This window comes from Desulfosporosinus sp. HMP52, from assembly GCF_000765145.1.
Taxonomy (GTDB): domain Bacteria; phylum Bacillota; class Desulfitobacteriia; order Desulfitobacteriales; family Desulfitobacteriaceae; genus Desulfosporosinus.
Map to the genome: position 1 here is coordinate 15,600 of NZ_JMGA01000002.1, position 18,590 is coordinate 34,189.

Consider the following 18,590-nt stretch of genomic DNA (forward strand, 5'->3'; position numbering starts at 1 on the left):
TGAAGTCTTCTTCTTTAAACAAGAAGAGAGCAACCTAAAAAGACCGCTCTCCCCTGAGAAGTTCTGTGCTTGTAGTCTGGCGATCATAGCCCTCAAAGGTATTAGCAGAGCTTTGAATATAGCCTTAGACCCATGACTTTAGCGTCCTTCGCTTTCGCGAAGTTTACCCCAACCGAACTTGGACTATTTAATTTTTACGGATTACAAAATCATTCGTAGTATACCAAATGTTTCTTTTAAACGTCAAGTATAATAATTGGCATTTACTTAAGTTATTACCAAAACAAAAAAATCGTAATCACAAATTCCTATATACTATGGATAAAAGTTAAGTGTAAATCAGATACTATCTCTTGAAAATGTTGTTGCAAAAGCATTTTTAGGATTATAAAAATCATTAATAAAAGGAGGTTTTTTAGGTGTTTAAACATGTAAAAGATATGGAATATACCGTACATGTGGATAAACCGGATCCTCGGTTTGCTGTATTATTACTTGAGCAATTTGGTGGTGGCAATGGTGAACTAAAAGCAGCCATGCAGTATTTTTCTCAGAGTTTAGGGTGTAATGATCCAAAGATTCGGGATTTGCTCCAAGACATTGCTGCAGAAGAATTAAGCCATCTAGAGATGGTGGGTGAGTGCCTGGCGATGCTGATTGGCCCCGTCGACAATATTCCTAAAGACTTTTCGGCAAATCATATGGCTGTACTTGGAGGCGGCCCTCTTCTAATCAACTCTGCAGGAGTTCCATGGACCTCCACCTTTGTAAATTCCACCGGTGATCTCTATACAGATCTTTCTTCCAATGCCGGAGCGGAACTTAGAGCTAAGTTGGTTTATGAGCGTCTTCTTCAACAAACCGACGATGCCGGTGTGAAAGATATGATTCGATTCCTATTGAGTCGTGAGGAATCCCATAATTTCTCCTTCATGCAAGCACTGGAGACAATAAAAGGAACAGGAGTAAACAAAGACTTCCGTGATTCCGATTTCTCAAAAAAATACATGAATATGTCAACAGGTCAAGGGGACAGCAGAGGGCCATGGAACCAGGGTAATGAGTTTTCTTATGAAGAAAACCCTAATGAGAAATATGGTGGACCTGCTCAGTATGGTAAAGACCCTCAACCAGCGGGAGCTAGGGAAGTTCAGCCTGGATATAATGACAATACGCGGAATAACCCACAATACTCCCAACCACAGCCTAATCCAAAACATTAAATAAGTAAGTCCCCAAAATAGACTTTTGATAGTCAAAGAGGCTAAATGTGCAATAGAATGCCATTTAGCCTCTCGCTTTTTTCTGCTCGTTAGCTTCCTATTAACTTAGTTTGGACTAAGGTTATGCTTCAGTGAACTCGTTTGCTAGACGTCAACATGGAATTTTTAAGATAAGAAAATTCAATGCCCATAAACTGCGGATTAGTATTATTGGTGCGAGATTCAATAAGTTTGATGAACCTAGTCATTATGACTATGGAGATTTTTTGCATGTCTCAGGGGTTCATGTTCATGATGATGGTCATGATTGTGGCTATGGCTATGGGCAAGGCCCAGGGCATGAGCCATAGTATGTTTTCTATCAGGAAGAGCATCTAGCCAACCATTATTAGCATCCTCTTTGCTGTCTAGGGAGCCAATATACGGCTTGATATCTAGTACTGGAGTTCCGTCATAGGCATCGATTCCCGAAATAATTAGCTCGTTGCCGCGTATTTCTTTTAGCTTAACAACACTTAAACCCAAAGGGTTGGGCCTTTTCGCAGAACGGCTGGCAAAAAGCCCAATTTCAATTTCTGGGGCCCAAGGGGATCGGGTAAGCATTTCGATGGGTGGAGTTACTTGATTAAAGTGATAGAGCACATAGATATAGTTAAAAGTTTCTAAGGCCTCTAGAGCGTGTGTATAGTCGGGATTTAATGTAATCCAGAAATCACCGGGTGCATTTGGTATGGGCTGTTGAGGAGTATTTAGTGTGAAATATGGTGTGTGAATAGTACCGATGGATTGCAAAGTAACGGTCATATTCGACTCCTCCCTATAGTGGATTATCGATTTTCTCTAAAACAATTCGGTGGTTAAGCAGGGTCATATCTTTTATTTTAGCTTGAATGAATTTTTGCATTCCAAAGATGTCGATAAGCTTTAAGCCGTTTTCGTAAGGTTCAATCACATCGACTGACTCCATGAACATTACTTCAGTTTCGCCTTCTTTAAGATAGGCATTAGCTTCACACATTATCGTTAACTCCTTTATTTTTAAGTATATAAATAAACAACCTAGGGCTTATTCAAAATAGTTTGTCTCTGAACTTAAGCTTAATCCATCTATTCGACAACCAAAAATTATATCCTGCAAAATATTTGCCTAATGCTCAACCTAAAAATGATTTATTTCCTTATGCGTCAGAAGAAAGGGTGTGGTTAAATTTTTTACAATCATGACAATAGCCGTAAATTTCTAGTTTATGTCCGGTAATATCAAAATCTATCTTATTCTTCAAGGTTTGCATTAGTTCTCCTATGGGACAGTCATCAATAGAAATTAATTTGTGGCAGCCTACGCATAAAAGGTGATGCTTATGCTCATTGTGATTAAGTTCATAGAGAGCTTTACCATCATCTGCCCTATTGGATTTAATAATTAAGTTCTTTGAGGCAAAAGTATCGAGGGTTCTGTAGACTGTTGATAGATCAATTGAGGCTGTCTTATCCCGTAAGGTTATAAATAATTGTTCTGCAGTCAAAGGAAATTCAGATTCTTCCAGGAGTTCAAGAATAGCGTTTCTATGGCGTGTGCTTTTAATACCCTCCCGATTAAGCAATTCCTTATATTTTGAGTTTTCGTCCAACAAGATCATTCCTTATTCTTCAATTGCTTTATTATGTTCATTTTAATCCTTTTTAATATTTTAGCAATATTTACTCGATTAATTGTTAGCAGGGATGTATATTGAGCCATTCGCTGACAAATTGGTGTATTACTGGGATCCACAGCGATTAAGAAGTAAAATAATGGTTTACAATTATAGATAATAGAGTATAATCTACTTAAAGAAATGCAAATGCAAGGCAGTTGCAAGTGGCGGAAGGGGTATTTTTATGTTTGTGAAGAAGCCGAAGTTTCTATGGATGGTCTTGTTAAGTATGTTGGTTTTACTGTTAAGTGGGTGTGGTTCAAATAACGATGCTAAGCCTACAGTCAGTCAAACCACAGATACAAAGAACGAAAGAGCTATAACCATAGCGGCGTCATTCTACCCGATGTATGTATTTGCGTTAAATGTTGCTAAGGATATCCCTAATGTAAATGTAGTAAGTTTAACAAAAGCTACCACGGGATGCTTACATGATTATGCCATAACGCCTGACGATATGAAAAATTTAGAAGGTGCCCAAATCTTAGTCATCAATGGAGCAGACATGGAGTCCTTTATGGATAAAATAACAAATCAACTTCCGGATCTCAAAATTATTGAAGCTAGTAAGGGGATATCCTTAATCGAAGGTGAAGGGGATGAAGGAGCAAATCCCCACGTTTGGTTAAGTATTACCGATGCCATAACCCAGGTTCAAACTATCGGGAATCAACTAGCCGCCCTGGATCCTAGTAATGCTGCAAAATATCAGGAAAATACTAAAGCCTATGTCCTGAAGCTTGAAGCATTAAGAACTAAAATGCATCAAGCACTTGATGGAGTACAGCAACGAAATATTGTTACCTTTCACGAGGCCTTCCCTTATTTTGCTAAAGAGTTCAACTTGAAGACTGTTGGGGTAATTGAACGAGAGCCGGGTTCAGCACCGAGTGCCAAAGAATTAAGTGAAACCATCGAGCAGATTAAGGGTTTAGAAATAAAGGCATTATTTGCTGAACCGCAATATGATCCTAAGGCCGCTGAAGCTATTGCCAATGAGACCGGTGCTAAAGTTTATACGCTTGATCCCATCGTAACCGGGCCAATGGAAGCCGATGCTTATATTAATCTTATGGAAGCAAATCTTATCACATTACAAGAGGCGCTGAAATGAAACATCCAATCTGTGTAAATTCCGATTGTAAAATTTGCGAATCAAGTTTATGCTGTACAAAAATAAATAATTTTGGGGTTAAGCGCAGCGGAATAGAAATACTGAAGAACGTAAATCTTCACATTCATTGTGGAGATTTAACGGCTGTCATAGGTCCTAATGGTGCAGGGAAAAGTACTCTCTTGAAAGCTATCTTAGGAGAAATTTCTCATACGGGAGAACTTCAATTTCTTGATGCTAACAACGGAACCACAAAGCCCTCTATGGGCTATGTTCCCCAAAAGCTGGATTTAGATTCTACGTCTCCAACCAGTGTTCTTGATTTGTTTGCGGCTGCCCATACGAATCTCCCTATCTGGTTTACTTATCCTAAAAAGATCCGTGATCGTGTCAGAGAAAGTTTAGCTCTAACTCATGGAGAGCATCTTATCAACAAACGACTGGGGGAGCTATCAGGCGGCGAGCTGCAAAGAGTCTTATTAGCCCTGGCCCTTGATCCTGTTCCCCATCTTTTGTTGCTGGATGAACCAGTGTCAGGCATTGATCAAAAGGGCTTAGAATTATTCTACCAAACTGTTTCGACGCTAAGAAAGAATTATGATTTATCGATCATTCTAGTGTCCCATGACCTAAATTTGGTAGCCGAATACGCGAATAGAGTGGCCTTCGTCAATAATAAGACAATAGAATGCTGTGGGACTCCCCAGGAAGTCTTTACTAATGAAAAAGTAATTCAAACCTTTGGGTTAGATTGGTCAAATCGTTTCCAAAGGGTGGAGAAGGATAGGGTGGCTAATGCACTTCTGGTATAGCTTAGTAGATTTTTTGCTTCCTTTTGACTGGATGCAGTATGGATTCATGAAAAATGCCCTTCTGGGTGTTTTATTGGTAACTCCAATCTTTGGCTTATTGGGAACCATGATCGTTAATAATAAGATGGCCTTTTTCTCAGACTCCTTGGGGCATTCCGCCTTAACAGGGATTGCCATTGGAGTAATTCTGGGAAATGCATTTCCTCTCTTGAATATAAAACCTATTTGGTCAATGATGTTCTTTTCAGTACTGATAACTATTGCTATTCTTGTCGTTAAAGAAGCAAATACAGCTTCTACCGACACCATCATTGGGGTTTTTTCATCTTCAGCTGTTGCCTTGGGCTTGGTAATCCTTACTCGCAACGGGGGATTCAATAAATATTCAGGATATCTGATCGGGGATTTCTTGAGTATCAGCCCTACGGATTTATTGCTGCTTGGAATGGTTTTTGTTCTGGTTATCTTATTGTGGGTTCTTATATTTAATAAGCTTCTCCTAGCGAGTATGAATCCATCCTTAGCCCGGAGCAGAGGAATTAAGGTTAAACAGTACGAGTACTTATTTGCTGTTATGATGGCGGTTATCGTAACTATTTCTATCCAGTGGGTAGGAATTTTGATTATTAGCTCTCTCCTAGTTATTCCGGCGGCCTCATCCAGAAATATTGCTAAGAATATGAGACAGTATCATATCTATTCCGTCTTGATTGCCCTTGTTTCCGGACTCTCTGGGTTAATCCTATCCTACTTCTGGGGAACAGCTACCGGGGCGACCATTGTTCTGATTACATCAGGATTTTTTGCTCTTACCTTTGGTTTGAAGTTAAGGCTGGGGTAGACCTCTCTGCCACTGCCGAAGGCGCCACCAGATAATGGAAATTAAGGATTTCAGGGGCATTTTGCCTTAACTCCTTTTCTGCAGGCTATGGAAAATAATATCAGCCCCAACAAAATTGTGACGGTCAGATCACAAAATCATTAAGGCTGAAGTAGATATATTCCAGAAGGATCTAACTTTCCTTGGCGAGTATGAGTTATCATTGTCGCACGTAAGATGCAGGAAGGTTTTGAAAGCTTCGTGGAAAGCTCGCAAAAGAATAAAATAACCTCCTAACAGCCAAAGGCAGGAGGTTATAAATATATTACAATATCTAACCTGCCCATCCTTCGTGGGGGTTAAAGGTCAAACAAGCAGGTTCCTGGCTTTAGGAGTATCCTAGGCGTCTGTGTTGCACACAGCACAAGGCATTTCTCCTACTACAGTGGCGGGACCGCGTCAGAATCAAACTGACTTCCCTATTAAACACTTTCTCTCGGTATATGGTCGAGAAGTGTACTTGTTGAACAAAATATTAAGCTAGATAAAAGCGTAGCACAGGTTAATTTTACTGTCAATGAATCCAGAGAAGACTAAATATTTAAATATTTTTATTTTTGTGCCTCATGATGAGAGTCCCTATTAACTTGGAACTCATAATGGTAGATTGGAATCGGTGGTTAGAAATTATCTCAAAAGCGCCCTCTTTATTACTATAAATGTAAGGGAGGACGCTTATCTTTATTTTAAAAAAATTAAATAAAAAAGTATAAACGAAGGGTTTAGAGCAACTTAAACAGAAAATTTTAAAATTTATTAAAAGAAAGAAGGAATTTTGAATTTTTTGTAGAATTATAAAAATTACGAAATAAAAAATATTCGAACCGTGAAGGGCATCTTGGATATCGTCAGTTCCATGGTTCTTTTCAACTTACTTAAAATTAGGAGGGACGAAACGATGAGACAACGAGATAAAGTTAAAGAGTTAGAAGATCGCAAAAAAATATTACACCATAAGCGAGTAGACATTTTAGGAAAACTCATATCGGAAAAAGAACAGCGATCTCGGTGGCTGGTGCTGCTTATGGATATTGAAGACGAGCTGGAAGAATTATCTGGTGTTCGTCAAGAAGGATAGATCTTTAAGATATTTACGGAAAACAACGGGATTTGCTTCCGTAGAGAATTGAATGAAGATGGGATTAATGCGTTGGTGAGAGAAGAGAGATTCTCAACCAACGCATTTTATATTGAAATAGAAAAAAATAACAGTTTTCTTACAAATGCATAATCAGTGCTTAATACTAGTGTTATACAATAACAAAGAAAATTTCTTGGAGGTGTAAATAGTAATGTTCAAAAGAAAACATTCCAAAAGTATCGTGTCTATATTAACTATTGGGACAGTACTTATATCCCTTTTGGCTGCCCAGCCGAACCTGGGGGTAGCAAAGTCAGCGAAGGAGGAGGTTTATCAAGGAAAAACCCCAAAATATGTTTTTATGTTTATCGGAGATGGCATGAGCTATGCCCAAGTCAGCAGCGCGGAAATGTATCTGGGTGAAAAATCTTTGCCTGGAAAGCTTTCTCCTGAGCAATTGAGCTTTACTAAGTATCCTGTTCAAGGTGCCCTTATGACTCAGGATTCTTCTTCCTTTATTCCCGATTCTGCTTCTACGGCTACTTCTCTCGCTTCAGGTCAGAAAACTTTGTCCGGCGTCATAAATATGGATGAAAGTAAAACCAAGACTTACACGCCCATCACGGAAGATTTAAAGGCTAAAGGCTATAAGATTGGTATTGTAACCAGCGTTCCCATCACTCACGCCACTCCCGCCGCTTACTATGCTAAGGTCAGTAATAGAAATGATGCCTATGAAATTGGCAAACAACTGGCAGCCAGTGGCTTTGATTATTTTGGCGGCGGCGATTTTGATCAAAAAAAAGGGCCTAAGGGCGCCGATCAATCTATCTATGAAATAGTCGAGCAAGCCGGTTATACCATAGCGAATACTAAAGAAGAAATCCTGACTCTAAATAACCGTTCAGGCAAAGTTGTGGCCATTGATCCGGATGATTATGAGACAGCTTTAGACTATGAAATCGACCGCGAGGCAGAGGAACTCAGCTTGGCTGATTATGTCAAAAAGGGAATTGAAGTATTAGATAATAAAAAAGGTTTCTTTATGATGGTAGAAGGAGGAAAAATCGACTGGGCCAATCATGCCAACGATGCCACAGCTTCTATCTATGATACCATCGCTTTTGATGAATCTGTGAAAGTTGCTTTTGATTTCTACAAAGCCCATCCTAAGGATACTTTAATTCTTGTCACGGCTGACCACGAGTGCGGCGGTATGACTATTGGTTATTCTCTGACAGGCTACAGTACCCATTTCGAGAAGCTTCAGCCGGTAACCATGTCTTATCAGGAATTTGACAAAATTAGTAAACAGTACAAAGAAACTAATCCTGCCAATCCAAAGCTGGAAGATTTAAGTGATAAGATTAAAGCGGCCTATGGCTTAGATACAGCCACTCTGACTTCTTACGAATCATCCTTGCTGAGCAACGCTTTTGCAAAGTTTATGTCAACGGATACAAAGCCTTCAAATGATCAAGAAAGTGTCCTTTATGGGACTTATAACCCCTTATCAGTGACGCTCTCTCATATCATCAATAACAGAGCAGGACTAAGCTTCTCCTCCTATTCCCATACAGGTGTACCCGTACCGGTTTATGCTGTAGGTACCGGTTCAGAGATGTTTGGCGGGTACTATGATAATACTAAGATTTATAACAAACTGTCTGCGATTACCAAAAGTGCACGGGCGAAGTAAACGTCTGTAAAGATGAAATCAATAAATCGGCTGTTTAAATAAGGTATCAGTCCTGAGGGGTCCAAACCCCTTAGGACTGATACCTTGGTAATCGGGAGGGAATGCTTTGCAGAGAATACTTCTTGAGTCTTTAGAGAAGAAAGCTGCTTATCTAAGAAAAATACCGTTGAGAGAACTAATTTTTAACTTTATTGTCCTAATCTTTGTAGTTATTTTGCTTCTCCTGCCAACTGGATTTCAAGAGAATAGCTATCCGGATAGTATGCGGGCAGTAGTTAAAGTACTGGAAGTTAATAACGATAATGTTTCGAAGACGGTAAGTTTTGTCTTCGAAGGGGAGCAAGTTTGTAAAGTGGAAATTCTGGATGGTTCTTTTAAAGGGCAGCAAACCTTTGCTCACAATCGGTTCATGGGCAGATTGGAAATGGATAAATCCTTCGTTGAAGGAGACAAAGCCCTGGCAGTCATTGACTACACTGACCAAAACATTAGAAATGTCACAATGATTGATCATTACCGCATAAATTTGGAGAGCATTCTCATCGGAATTTTTGCCATCTTCTTAATTCTCTTTGCCCGTTGGACGGGAGCAAAGGCCCTGTTATCTTTTTTAATGACGGTCTTAATGATTTGGAAACTGCTGATCCCCCTGCTTCTAAAAGGGTGGAATCCTATCATTATTTCCTTGTATTTTGTAGTGACAGCTACTTCCATCATTATTTTTATGGTGGGGGGGCTGAACCGTCAATCTATGGCAGCGGTTTTGGGTTCTCTTTCAGGAACGTTACTCACCACTATTTTGGCCATTGTTTTTGGCCACAGTTTTAAAATCCATGGTGCAGTGCTGCCTTATTCCGAAAGTCTGCTCTACGCGGGATACGCCCATTTAAATTTGACCGAGATCTTGATTGCCGTCGTTTTTATCGCTTCGGCAGGAGCGGTTATGGATTTGGCGATGGACATTGCCGCCGCGGTTCATGAGGTGGTGGAAAATAAACCGGATATCACCAGGGCGGAAGCCATACTCTCCGGGCTAAACGTAGGCAGGACAGTGGTGGGAACCATGACGACCACCTTATTGTTCGCCTACACGGGAGGATATATTTCCTTGCTGATGTTTTTCATGGCACAAGGAACGCCGGTTGTCGATATCTTCAATTTAAAGTATGTCTCCATGGAGATTATGCATACGATTGTGGGAAGCTTCGGACTTGTGGCAGTGGCTCCTTTTACTGCCCTGGCCTCGGGCATTCTTTTGACCAAGAGGCCGGTGTAGAGGTTTTCCTCTGAGCTCAGGTAAGCTTACTTCCCCAGCGTAGTCTCCATTGAGGGCTCTATGCAAAAACCATAAAGGTATTTACATAGGAGGTTTGACCCAGGAGAGGTCAGCTTCATGGCCTTTTATTACAATGATTTAAGAAAGGGTGAGAATAATGCATATTATGTATTTCTGCCCTGACTCTGAAATCTGGCTATCGGAGCTATATCAAAAAGCTATATTGTTTTTCCCAGAAGTATTCTTCTGCAAGGTATTGATGTTTGATGCCAACTGAAAGATACCAAAATTAACAAAATTTAAAAATAGATCATGGAGGTCTGGCTTCAAACAAAGTCAGCTTCGTGGTCTATTTTTTACTAAAATTGAGGGAGCGGGTTGAGTTTTTTAGGCAAGCTTTCTAAGTCTTTTTTATTTATCTATAGGAAAGAACTGTAAGGAAGTGCAGATTAATGATTAGGGCTGCAATGTTTAGTTGCCCAAAAGTAACCTGGAATGGGATGCTCCAGTTCTGATTGTTTGGATGAACTTGGAAATAATTACCGAAAGAACACTCGATCGGGAAGTTTCGGTTAAGTTACTGTTATTCTCGAAAGGGGAGGTGGCGTACAAATATTTCACTTAAATTAATTGTTAGAGTGTCAAAGATGCTAGTCGTTATTCGATCCTCTGCGGAATAGACTTCAGGGCGTCCATACTTGTGGTTAACCAGTTTGTATATCACAATAGTTTCGTTTTCCGGATAGACGAGCACGGTAATCTCATGTTCACGAGAATATTTCTTCCTTGAAAAAATTAAATCATGAAATGGTCAAAAGAACTAAAAATAAAGGGTTTTGTAGATAATCGGAGAATAGTAAAATCATGGAAGAGGGTATTAAGTCTGTTTTTGTATTATGAAAAGAGATAACTGGCTGATTATCAGATTCAAATTATACTGAAGACCGGGTGAAAAGATTAGAAGCTGCGCAGGACGGCCTTGGAATTAAAAAGAAAGACATTGTAGGATTATGTACAATAAAGGTTATTTGTATAATGAGAGGTATAGATATGGCAATTTTAAAGACTAAAGACTTATATTACGCCCCTTACTAACCAACGATTTAGATGATGTTTTTAATTATTCTTCTACGCCAAATGTCGGACAAAATGCAGGTTGCAAGGCCGACATCCTGTTGTCATCATTACATAACAAGGTGTTACGTAACTTTGCCAATATGAAAGTAATATGAAGCTACGGTAACACTCAACCGTTATAGGGTATCGACCTTGCATGATAATTTTGAGGTGAAATATGAGTGTAAAGAAATTTTTTTGGGAAGACCCATACCGCACCACGTTAGATGCCAAAGTTACTTCAGTTACAGACAATGTAATTACAGTAGATAGAACGATTGCGGTTGCTTTTTCAGGTGGACAAGCGTCAGATTGTGGAACCATCAATGGATATAACATTATTCGTGCAGAAAAGGTGGGTAAAGAGATCTTTTATACTCTAGACGGTGAGCATGATATTGATCTTGGTGATGAAGTAATTATTGTGATCGATTGGGAAAAACGATATCGCATAATGAAGCTTCACTTTGCAGCAGAAATTATCCTAGAGCTTGTTTATCAGAACTTTGGTTATCCAGAGAAAATCGGGGCAAATATTTCAGACACTAAAGCCAGAGTTGACTTTGTATGGAATGGAAATATCTCCGAAACATTTTCATTCTTATATAGTGAAGCGAATCGATTAATCGAACTGAATCTACCAATTACCAGTGATTTCAGTAATGTAGAAGCTGAAAAAAGGTATTGGGAAGTTTTAGATTTTGGCAAGGTATCTTGTGGGGGCACACATTTGAAAACAACAGGGGAAATTGGTCCAATTAAGCTAAAGCGTGACAATATAGGAAAGAACAAAGAAAGAATTGAAATCACTATGGTCAATCCTTAAAAGGGGTAGACTTTCTCCCTCCCTAAGAACATCAGAGACAAGCAGTTCCGAAACTTAGAATATATGAATGATATTGGTCGCATTCGGACGTGTTGGGAACACCCAATACGTTATATGTCATTACGCTATCGGAGTGGGATTTGAAGGAGGTTTGATTTTGGGAGTTAAGCTCATGTCCCGTAGATCATTTATCCTAGGTGGGATTGCAACATTATCTTATCTATACTTTGATCTCCATTCCATCGCGATAAAACGATATACCATTGCGATTTCTAGTTTGCCAGTTGAGTTTCAGGGATTCACTATTCTCCATTTGACTGATTTTCATAGCAAGGAATACGGAGATAGTCAAAGGAATTTAATTGAGTTGATTAACCGACAGCAATTTGATGCAGTTGCAATTACAGGTGATTTAGTTGATAAGAGTAACCCTAATATGGAGCCAGCAATATCTTTAGTGAAAGGGTTGCATTCTAAACCTGTATTTTTTGTTCCTGGAAATCATGAGTGGTGGACAAATTACCAAATCAAGTCTCCATTGGAAGCCCAAGGGGTACATATACTGGACAACGGACATTTCAAATATAAAATAGGCAATTCTTATATCTGGATAATGGGTGTCGACGATCCCTATCTAGGAAGAGATCAATTAGATATAGCTCTGGCAGGTGTCTCGGATTCTGTACCTAAGGTTTTATTAGCACATGCTCCTAACATATTTTCTAAGGCTATCAAAGACAATATTGATTTAGTTTTAGTAGGACATACGCATGGTGGACAAGTCAGACTTCCATTGGTTGGTGCAGTGATAGCACCGGGGCAAGGATTTTTCCCTGAGTTTGATTACGGCCAATTTACTTCCGGTTCTACGAAAATGATTATTAATGGTGGTTTAGGAGAAAGCGTTTTACCGATTAGGTTTTACAATAGACCGGAAATTGTACTGGTGACATTAGTTTCTAGCTAAGAAAGTAGAGGATTCATATGCAGAGAATCATCAGTCTGATAGTGGCCAGCTTAATGCTGCTGACCCTTTGTGCCTGTTCCATCAACGGCACTACGGAAGTGCAACAGCCAACACTGCCCCCTAATACGACGCAGCCTGCTCCTACTGGCAATACTGACAGTACAATGACGACCAGGGCTGCGGCCCTGGGTATTACTGCTAATAACTATCCGATAATTGACGGATCAACTTCCACACTCTCCATCGTGCAGGCTGTATACCGGGCTATGTATGAGGATGGGGCCAATACAGACGGATATCCCACAAAGGCATCGAAAACCGTACCCTCATATCATCTTCTGATTGAAGGGAAGGTGGATGTGATCTTCGTACCCTATGCCTCTGCTGATGTACTGGAGGAGGCGGAGAATGCAGGCGTGAAACTGGAATTCCACAAGGTTGCCGCCGAGGCTTTGATATTTATCACCTCCGCTGAGAATCCGGTGGAATCCATAACATTGGAGCAAATCAGAGAAATATATCTGAACTATGGGATTACCAACTGGAGTAAGCTGGGAGGGCCGGATAGAAAACTTATTCCTATTTGCCGTAATTCCGACAGCGGAAGCCAGTCTCAAATGGACAATCTGATCCTAAACAATCAGGAAATGCACCCCAAGATTCAGAATAATTATGTAGAGCTTACTATGGAGGGCATGCTGGAGCAGGTAGCATTTTACCATAAAGGCGGTTTGTCAGGGAGCCCGACCAACAGCTATGCATTGGGCTACACACTCTATACTTACCTGCAGCAGATGAATGAAGTAACTGGCATCGGCGAGCGTCTGAAAATCCTCTCATTTGATGGAGTGCCGCCCACAGCAGAGAATATTGCGCAGGGCTATTATCCCCTGTCCGACGGCTATTACGCGGTCCTTCGCTCCGACCTGTCGAAGGATCACAGCGCCCGAGCGGTTATCACCTGGCTTCAGGGAAAAGATGGCGCAGAGACCATAGAAAGACTCGGACTGATTCCCTGTGCTGAATAAGCATAATTTGTATTTCAGGTGCCCCATTCCCCATGCTGATGCAGATCCATGGCTTCCTTCAGTCACCGGGCGATCTCAGTGGCGTTGGCAGGCAGGATTTTAAATGTTTGTTATTTAATTGGGTTAATTGAGAAGTTAAGAATACTTAATATACGAAAGCTGATAGTTTTTTAGAAAGGGTTAGGGGATTTTTAGTGAAAGATATGCCGAAGGGTCTGAATATTTGGTGGTGGATTAATATATCTTTACTCTTAATAATATTATTGGTTTGGATATATAAAGAGATAAATAGTTATGGTCTAGGTATTTTAAGATTTCTATTCTTACTGGTGGGAATTAGTAGTGTAACTTGGGAATTTATATACAGAAGGAATAAAAGAAAATCTGAATAGATTAATATGGTGCAAAAGCCGCACCATCCTTGGCGCTGAGGAAAGGAAATTGTGGGTATTCTTTCGCATCTGTTTGAGAAAGGGAAGCAAATATTCTTTATAGATGGGGAGATGGCAAATGAGAATTATTTCAATCAGGCAAGAACCTGCTTATAAAGAAGTCGCAGCCAAATATATCCATAATAAATGGGGAAATGAAACCAACTACCAATTGTATGAAGATAGTATTTTTGGTTGTATAAGTACCAAGGAGTCTATACCATATTGGTATCTATTGGAAGATGACGACACCCAAGAGATGAAGTCCTAAATGATTTGTGTTGGAGGGAAGTAATTGAAGGGATTATTAAATAAAACACTGATAATATTCTTAACTACCATGATTTTCTTATCATTGTCTGCATGCAGCAAAAAGAATAATGAACCGAATGTAGGTATAACAGCTGAAATAATAAGTGTCACTGATCAGCAATTTCAAGGTATCGGGACTTCAGGAATTAAGGATCCAGCTAAGGAGGATTTTAAAATCTTCACCTTTAAATTAGATGAAGAAAATTCAAAGAACATCAAGAACCGAAGAATTCTAGTTCCTGATTTTAAGAAAATCTTTGAAGATACCAAAGATGATTTGTATTGGTTTGGAAACTCTTATATTCGGGACAATGGAAATGAAAATACTGCCGAATATTTGTATGAGATTACACTTTATACGAGAGGGTTAGACGAAGACTTTTTAAGGAAAATATTAAACTCTAATGAAGTAATAATTTCTTGGTTAGCAGAAGATGGACAGCAAAAAGAGAAAAGGATTAAGGTTGGAGATTTAGCAGTATTTAAATAAATCTATTCGGTTACTGTTCTAGCGTCCCTCTGAGTTTGGAGGAGGCAGTCACAAATCAGACCTTCCAATAGATCCAAGCAGTTTTTGTTTGAACCCTCTCTCTCACAAACCCATCAGAAGAGATATATTCGAGATAATTCTTAATTGACTTGTTTTGATCATCAGCGGGGTCATTTCTAAGTTCAAAAAGTGTGCCATAATACATACTAGCTTCTTCGATTGAGCGGACATGCTCTCGATCAGTATCCACATAGGTAATGTGGGGATAATAGCCCATTAGCCAAAGAATATTAAAAATACAGTAGACTGTGTTAACATAAAACTTTGGATCTTTAAGTTGCAGGATTTCCCTGCGAATAACGTCCTGAACAGAGTCTGAACGACTTATAAAATTAGACAAAAAGCAGTATCCTTTGCTGGCAGCGATCATCTTCTCTAGGGTGACTTGATCATGAATTCCTGGGCTGTTGATGGCTGTAACCAAGTCAAACCGTTTTTCCCAACCGTATTCCTCAAGATTTACCTCATCCCAATTTAAGTTTTCAAAGGAGATATTGGTCAGGTTGGCGGAGGCTGCATTTCTATGGGCATGATCCAGCATTTTAGAGGATATGTCCAGGCCGGTAACGTCACGGGATGTCTTGGCAAATTCAACAGCAAATCCTCCCGGACCGCAACCGATGTCCAGAACACTGCAGTTTTTAGCAAGAAGATTATGATCGGACATAAATTCAAGAATTTTCCCAATTCGTTGGTCAGAAGTTTTTGGGGAAACTAATTTATTGAACTCATCGGCCCGATTGTCCCAAAAGGTCGTCGCTGAGGCCCTGGCAACCTTTCCTTCACTCCACAGATCGGTGTAATATTGTATATCCATCTCTTTACCACCCTCTCGAATAGTCCTTGAAGCAGTCCAGGCACACTTTTTTGCCGTCATTGATGCGCAGCATGTGCTCGGGAGCCCCTTCTCCGCAATTCTCACAAATTACGGTAGTAAAGATTCTGGCCTTTTCGGGCAACTCAAAGGACGGCTTGGAGAAGTTGAAGAGTTCTTCAGCAGGTGAGTTCAGAAGATATTCTTGACGTTGCTGGCGATCCATTTCTTCAGCAAAAGGCTTTACGATCATTCTCAGGCATTCGCCATTGGAGCGGTTAAAAAAGCTAAAGGCCATTTTGCCTGTGCCTTTGTACAAAAGATTCCCCTTACCAAAAGTACAGCCTGTGATTACCTGTACAGCATCAACTCCGCAAGCGTCGTTTTCAGTGACACAGACAATTTCTTCATCCGATGAAAACCGAATCCCCAGCTTCTTAATGGCGGCTTCGCAAGCTTTGTAGCCGATTGCCAGCCCTGGGCACTCATGCCCGTGAAATTCTACTGCTTTTTCCCACAATGTTTGGACTCTGCACATAATTTAATCCCCCTTTTTCATAATAAAAAAGACCAAGGGAAAACTGACCTATCAAAGTCAGACCTCCATGGTCTTCACCAACATCTTCATGAATTGGTGTGCTTATGATTAAGATTAGTATTCTACAAGATTCCATGAATTCCTGCTGTATAAATTGTCTAGGTGGAGAGAAAAGTGGCCTGCAACCAAGGCGTATTGTAACCCTGCTTAAGGGAAGAATATATTTTGGAAGATTTCTTTTAGAGGCAGGAATTTTGAAACTTACGTAGAAATGTAGGAATATTGAAAAAATTAAGATAGTCATCTAAAGTCACGGATTAGAAACTTAAAATTGTCTATTAGTCTAATTACTCTCGAAAAACTAAAAACTAAATATGTAACGAGTGTACTTTTATAAAGAAAGTATTGACAGGGAAGTCAGTTAAGCTGACGCGGTCCCGCCACTGTAGTAGTGAGCAGCCTTATACAATGTCACTGGGCAACCGGGAAGACATAGGGCTGCAATGAACTTAAGCCAGGAGACCTGCTCGTTACAGATTACACAGGAACCTACGGAAGATAGGGGAGGTGCCGTTTATGCCGGAAAATCAGGTCCGGCTAGTGGAGTAACCATATCCCTTTACAGGTAGCTGTAGAGGGATTTTGCTTTTTTATGGTTTCCAAGTTACTCTAAGCGCGAATTTCTAGACCTCTAGTAGGGGACATTCATATCGATGGGAGGAGGATTATCATGATTACGGCCACAGTGCATAGCTTAGAAGGAGCTGTCTCTAGACTGGGATTAGACCCCCTCATGGTGAATCGCTTTATGGAGGAGTGGCTACAAACTGCGCGAGAGGTCTCCTTTGAGGAAGCTAATGAGGTAGCTTGTATATTAAATAGAATGAAAAGATCCATTAAATATTATCTGGCTCCAGACCCTACCAGAGAAGGTTACCAAGTCGTGCTTATCGTGAGGAAGAATCGAGTGGTTACGATACTTACTCAGTTAACCAATTCTTTTTACGGTGTGCCGGAAGCCCAGACGGTGAATGGTACACGCATGATTAAGACCTTGGGGGGAGAAATGTACGAAGACAAAGGGAATTGGGTCAGACAACTCAGACAAAAGCACGAAAAGGTTCATTTTCGGAAAAAGCTGAGACCTTAGGAGCCAAGCAATTACTTCCTGATCAAATCATCAGTAACTGCAACTCTATTTAGGCAAGCTTTCCCGCTCTAATAAACTGTGGAGAGTTTTTAATCTTTGTAGAGCTTTTTTAAGAAATAACTGAGGTGGGCCTTCCTGCTCCTCCGCCGTCGGATAGGCCTCCAAAGTTAAACATCCCCGATAATCGGTTGGAAAGTGTCCGGCTACTTGGGCCCAATCAATGATACCCTCTTCAGGCAGCCAATGCCGATCCTCCAGACCGTCATTATCCGACAGATGAGTTGTGACAAGTCGCCGGCCAAAATTCTTAAGGAGATGGAAGTCCAGTTTATCCGTTAGAAAGTAATGAGAGCTATCGAAACAAAAGCCCAAAGAGCCGGATGGAATTTTAGAAAGCAAATAAGGGACATTATCATTGCGACGGGTGTTTTCGATAGAGATGGTTACCCCCAGGTTCTCAGCAACCCTTACGAGTTCAAACATGCTTTCGGCACCAAAATCATTGGGCTCCGGTGTGGTGTGGCCCTCCGTCAAGTGCATTACCATCATGGGAATTTCATAGTCTGCGCAATCCTGTAGCCAGCGGATATGCCTTTGGATAAATCCCGAGCGCAGGGATTTGTCCTCTGACCACATTTCGCTGGAGTCATTATAAGGTACATGTAGGTTTTCTAAGATAAGCCCCCTTTCTTTGACCAACTCTGGCATGCTCTCCTTCTTCATCGGCCAGGGAATGTCCTCATCTTCCCACCAGATAGAGGTAGCCTCAAATCCGGCTTCCTTAATCAAGCTAAGTCGTTCTGGAAATGGAAGTACATAACCGAACCAGGAAAAAATACCGAGAGGATAGGGAATTGTCATCTACGTGCCCCCCTTAAAGAGTAACTCTCTACTACTAAAGTCACCAGACTCTGCATGGAAAATAATTGACACTTGAGCTTCATAGGTTATAGATTTCAATATTCTCTAAACAGGTTAAGGAATCCTTGTAAACTTTGTTGAGAAGACAGGAATTTCTTAATTTCTATAGAACTAATAATATTGTGAATATATGACTATGGAGGTCTGACTTCAAA

Annotated in this window: 19 protein-coding genes and 3 riboswitches; of the genes, 13 read left to right on the forward strand and 6 right to left on the reverse strand. The window is 40.3% G+C overall.

What is annotated here, in order from left to right:
* Window positions 1-67: 67 nt before the first annotated feature.
* Window positions 68-178: riboswitch (cyclic di-GMP riboswitch) on the reverse strand.
* 241 nt (window positions 179-419) lie between these two features.
* Window positions 420-1,223: a manganese catalase family protein gene (locus DP73_RS00575; RefSeq protein WP_034596677.1), complete on the forward strand. Its 804-nt coding sequence runs from the start codon at window positions 420-422 to the stop codon at window positions 1,221-1,223.
* 240 nt (window positions 1,224-1,463) lie between these two features.
* Here the strand turns inward: DP73_RS00575 and tsaA are convergent, their stop codons facing one another.
* The 3 genes from tsaA to DP73_RS00590 form a co-directional block, all read right to left on the reverse strand.
* A complete protein-coding gene (tsaA, locus tag DP73_RS00580) occupies window positions 1,464-2,027 on the reverse strand; it encodes a tRNA (N6-threonylcarbamoyladenosine(37)-N6)-methyltransferase TrmO (protein ID WP_034596679.1) in 564 nt (187 codons plus the stop codon).
* A gap of 13 nt (window positions 2,028-2,040) precedes the next feature.
* A complete protein-coding gene (locus tag DP73_RS00585; RefSeq protein ID WP_014901452.1) occupies window positions 2,041-2,241 on the reverse strand; it encodes a CooT family nickel-binding protein in 201 nt (66 codons plus the stop codon).
* A gap of 160 nt (window positions 2,242-2,401) precedes the next feature.
* The gene (locus DP73_RS00590; RefSeq protein ID WP_128751356.1) at window positions 2,402-2,863 is read right to left on the reverse strand and encodes a Fur family transcriptional regulator; all 462 of its coding nucleotides are present in this window, start codon (window positions 2,861-2,863) and stop codon (window positions 2,402-2,404) included.
* A gap of 241 nt (window positions 2,864-3,104) precedes the next feature.
* On the opposite strand from DP73_RS00590, the gene DP73_RS00595 reads away from it, so the two are divergent.
* The 11 genes from DP73_RS00595 to DP73_RS00650 all read left to right on the forward strand — a co-directional run bounded on the left by DP73_RS00595 (window position 3,105) and on the right by DP73_RS00650 (window position 14,952).
* The gene (locus tag DP73_RS00595; RefSeq protein ID WP_034596681.1) at window positions 3,105-4,034 is read left to right on the forward strand and encodes a metal ABC transporter substrate-binding protein; all 930 of its coding nucleotides are present in this window, start codon (window positions 3,105-3,107) and stop codon (window positions 4,032-4,034) included.
* Complete coding sequence (locus DP73_RS00600) at window positions 4,031-4,846, forward strand: metal ABC transporter ATP-binding protein (protein WP_034596682.1); 816 nt, start codon at window positions 4,031-4,033, stop codon at window positions 4,844-4,846. Before DP73_RS00595 ends, DP73_RS00600 begins: the two co-directional genes overlap by 4 nt.
* On the forward strand, window positions 4,830-5,687 hold the full coding sequence (locus DP73_RS00605) for a metal ABC transporter permease (protein ID WP_034596683.1): 858 nt from the start codon (window positions 4,830-4,832) through the stop codon (window positions 5,685-5,687). The genes DP73_RS00600 and DP73_RS00605 overlap by 17 nt, the downstream gene beginning before the upstream one ends.
* A gap of 334 nt (window positions 5,688-6,021) precedes the next feature.
* Window positions 6,022-6,205: riboswitch (cobalamin riboswitch) on the reverse strand.
* A 419-nt stretch (window positions 6,206-6,624) separates the two neighbouring features.
* Complete coding sequence (locus DP73_RS00610; protein ID WP_034596684.1) at window positions 6,625-6,804, forward strand: hypothetical protein; 180 nt, start codon at window positions 6,625-6,627, stop codon at window positions 6,802-6,804.
* A 214-nt stretch (window positions 6,805-7,018) separates the two neighbouring features.
* Window positions 7,019-8,506, forward strand: a complete 1,488-nt coding sequence (locus DP73_RS00615; protein WP_034596686.1) for an alkaline phosphatase — start codon at window positions 7,019-7,021, stop codon at window positions 8,504-8,506.
* A gap of 106 nt (window positions 8,507-8,612) precedes the next feature.
* The gene (locus tag DP73_RS00620) at window positions 8,613-9,782 is read left to right on the forward strand and encodes a YibE/F family protein (RefSeq protein ID WP_081962892.1); all 1,170 of its coding nucleotides are present in this window, start codon (window positions 8,613-8,615) and stop codon (window positions 9,780-9,782) included.
* A 1,294-nt stretch (window positions 9,783-11,076) separates the two neighbouring features.
* Window positions 11,077-11,724, forward strand: coding sequence for an alanyl-tRNA editing protein (locus DP73_RS00625; protein ID WP_034596688.1), 648 nt, complete (start codon window positions 11,077-11,079; stop codon window positions 11,722-11,724).
* Between the two features lie 157 nt (window positions 11,725-11,881).
* Window positions 11,882-12,691: a metallophosphoesterase gene (locus DP73_RS00630; RefSeq protein ID WP_128751357.1), complete on the forward strand. Its 810-nt coding sequence runs from the start codon at window positions 11,882-11,884 to the stop codon at window positions 12,689-12,691.
* A gap of 17 nt (window positions 12,692-12,708) precedes the next feature.
* Window positions 12,709-13,719: a substrate-binding domain-containing protein gene (locus DP73_RS00635; protein WP_034596691.1), complete on the forward strand. Its 1,011-nt coding sequence runs from the start codon at window positions 12,709-12,711 to the stop codon at window positions 13,717-13,719.
* 510 nt (window positions 13,720-14,229) lie between these two features.
* Entirely contained in the window at window positions 14,230-14,421 is a 192-nt protein-coding gene (locus tag DP73_RS00645) for a hypothetical protein (protein ID WP_242865653.1), read from the forward strand.
* Between the two features lie 24 nt (window positions 14,422-14,445).
* Window positions 14,446-14,952 (forward strand): hypothetical protein, encoded by a 507-nt coding sequence (locus DP73_RS00650; protein WP_034596694.1) that lies wholly within the window; start codon window positions 14,446-14,448, stop codon window positions 14,950-14,952.
* A 55-nt stretch (window positions 14,953-15,007) separates the two neighbouring features.
* Here the strand turns inward: DP73_RS00650 and DP73_RS00655 are convergent, their stop codons facing one another.
* Together DP73_RS00655 and DP73_RS00660 are read right to left on the reverse strand one after the other, a co-directional pair.
* Entirely contained in the window at window positions 15,008-15,829 is an 822-nt protein-coding gene (locus tag DP73_RS00655) for a class I SAM-dependent methyltransferase (protein ID WP_034596695.1), read from the reverse strand.
* Between the two features lie 4 nt (window positions 15,830-15,833).
* On the reverse strand, window positions 15,834-16,364 hold the full coding sequence (locus DP73_RS00660) for an FmdE family protein (RefSeq protein WP_034596698.1): 531 nt from the start codon (window positions 16,362-16,364) through the stop codon (window positions 15,834-15,836).
* Between the two features lie 364 nt (window positions 16,365-16,728).
* A riboswitch (cobalamin riboswitch) is annotated at window positions 16,729-16,910 on the forward strand.
* A 184-nt stretch (window positions 16,911-17,094) separates the two neighbouring features.
* Here DP73_RS00660 and DP73_RS00665 point away from each other — a divergent pair.
* The gene (locus DP73_RS00665) at window positions 17,095-17,514 is read left to right on the forward strand and encodes a hypothetical protein (RefSeq protein WP_034596700.1); all 420 of its coding nucleotides are present in this window, start codon (window positions 17,095-17,097) and stop codon (window positions 17,512-17,514) included.
* Between the two features lie 45 nt (window positions 17,515-17,559).
* On the opposite strand, the gene DP73_RS00670 is transcribed toward DP73_RS00665, so the two are convergent.
* On the reverse strand, window positions 17,560-18,375 hold the full coding sequence (locus DP73_RS00670) for a sugar phosphate isomerase/epimerase family protein (protein WP_034596702.1): 816 nt from the start codon (window positions 18,373-18,375) through the stop codon (window positions 17,560-17,562).
* Window positions 18,376-18,590: the final 215 nt, after the last annotated feature.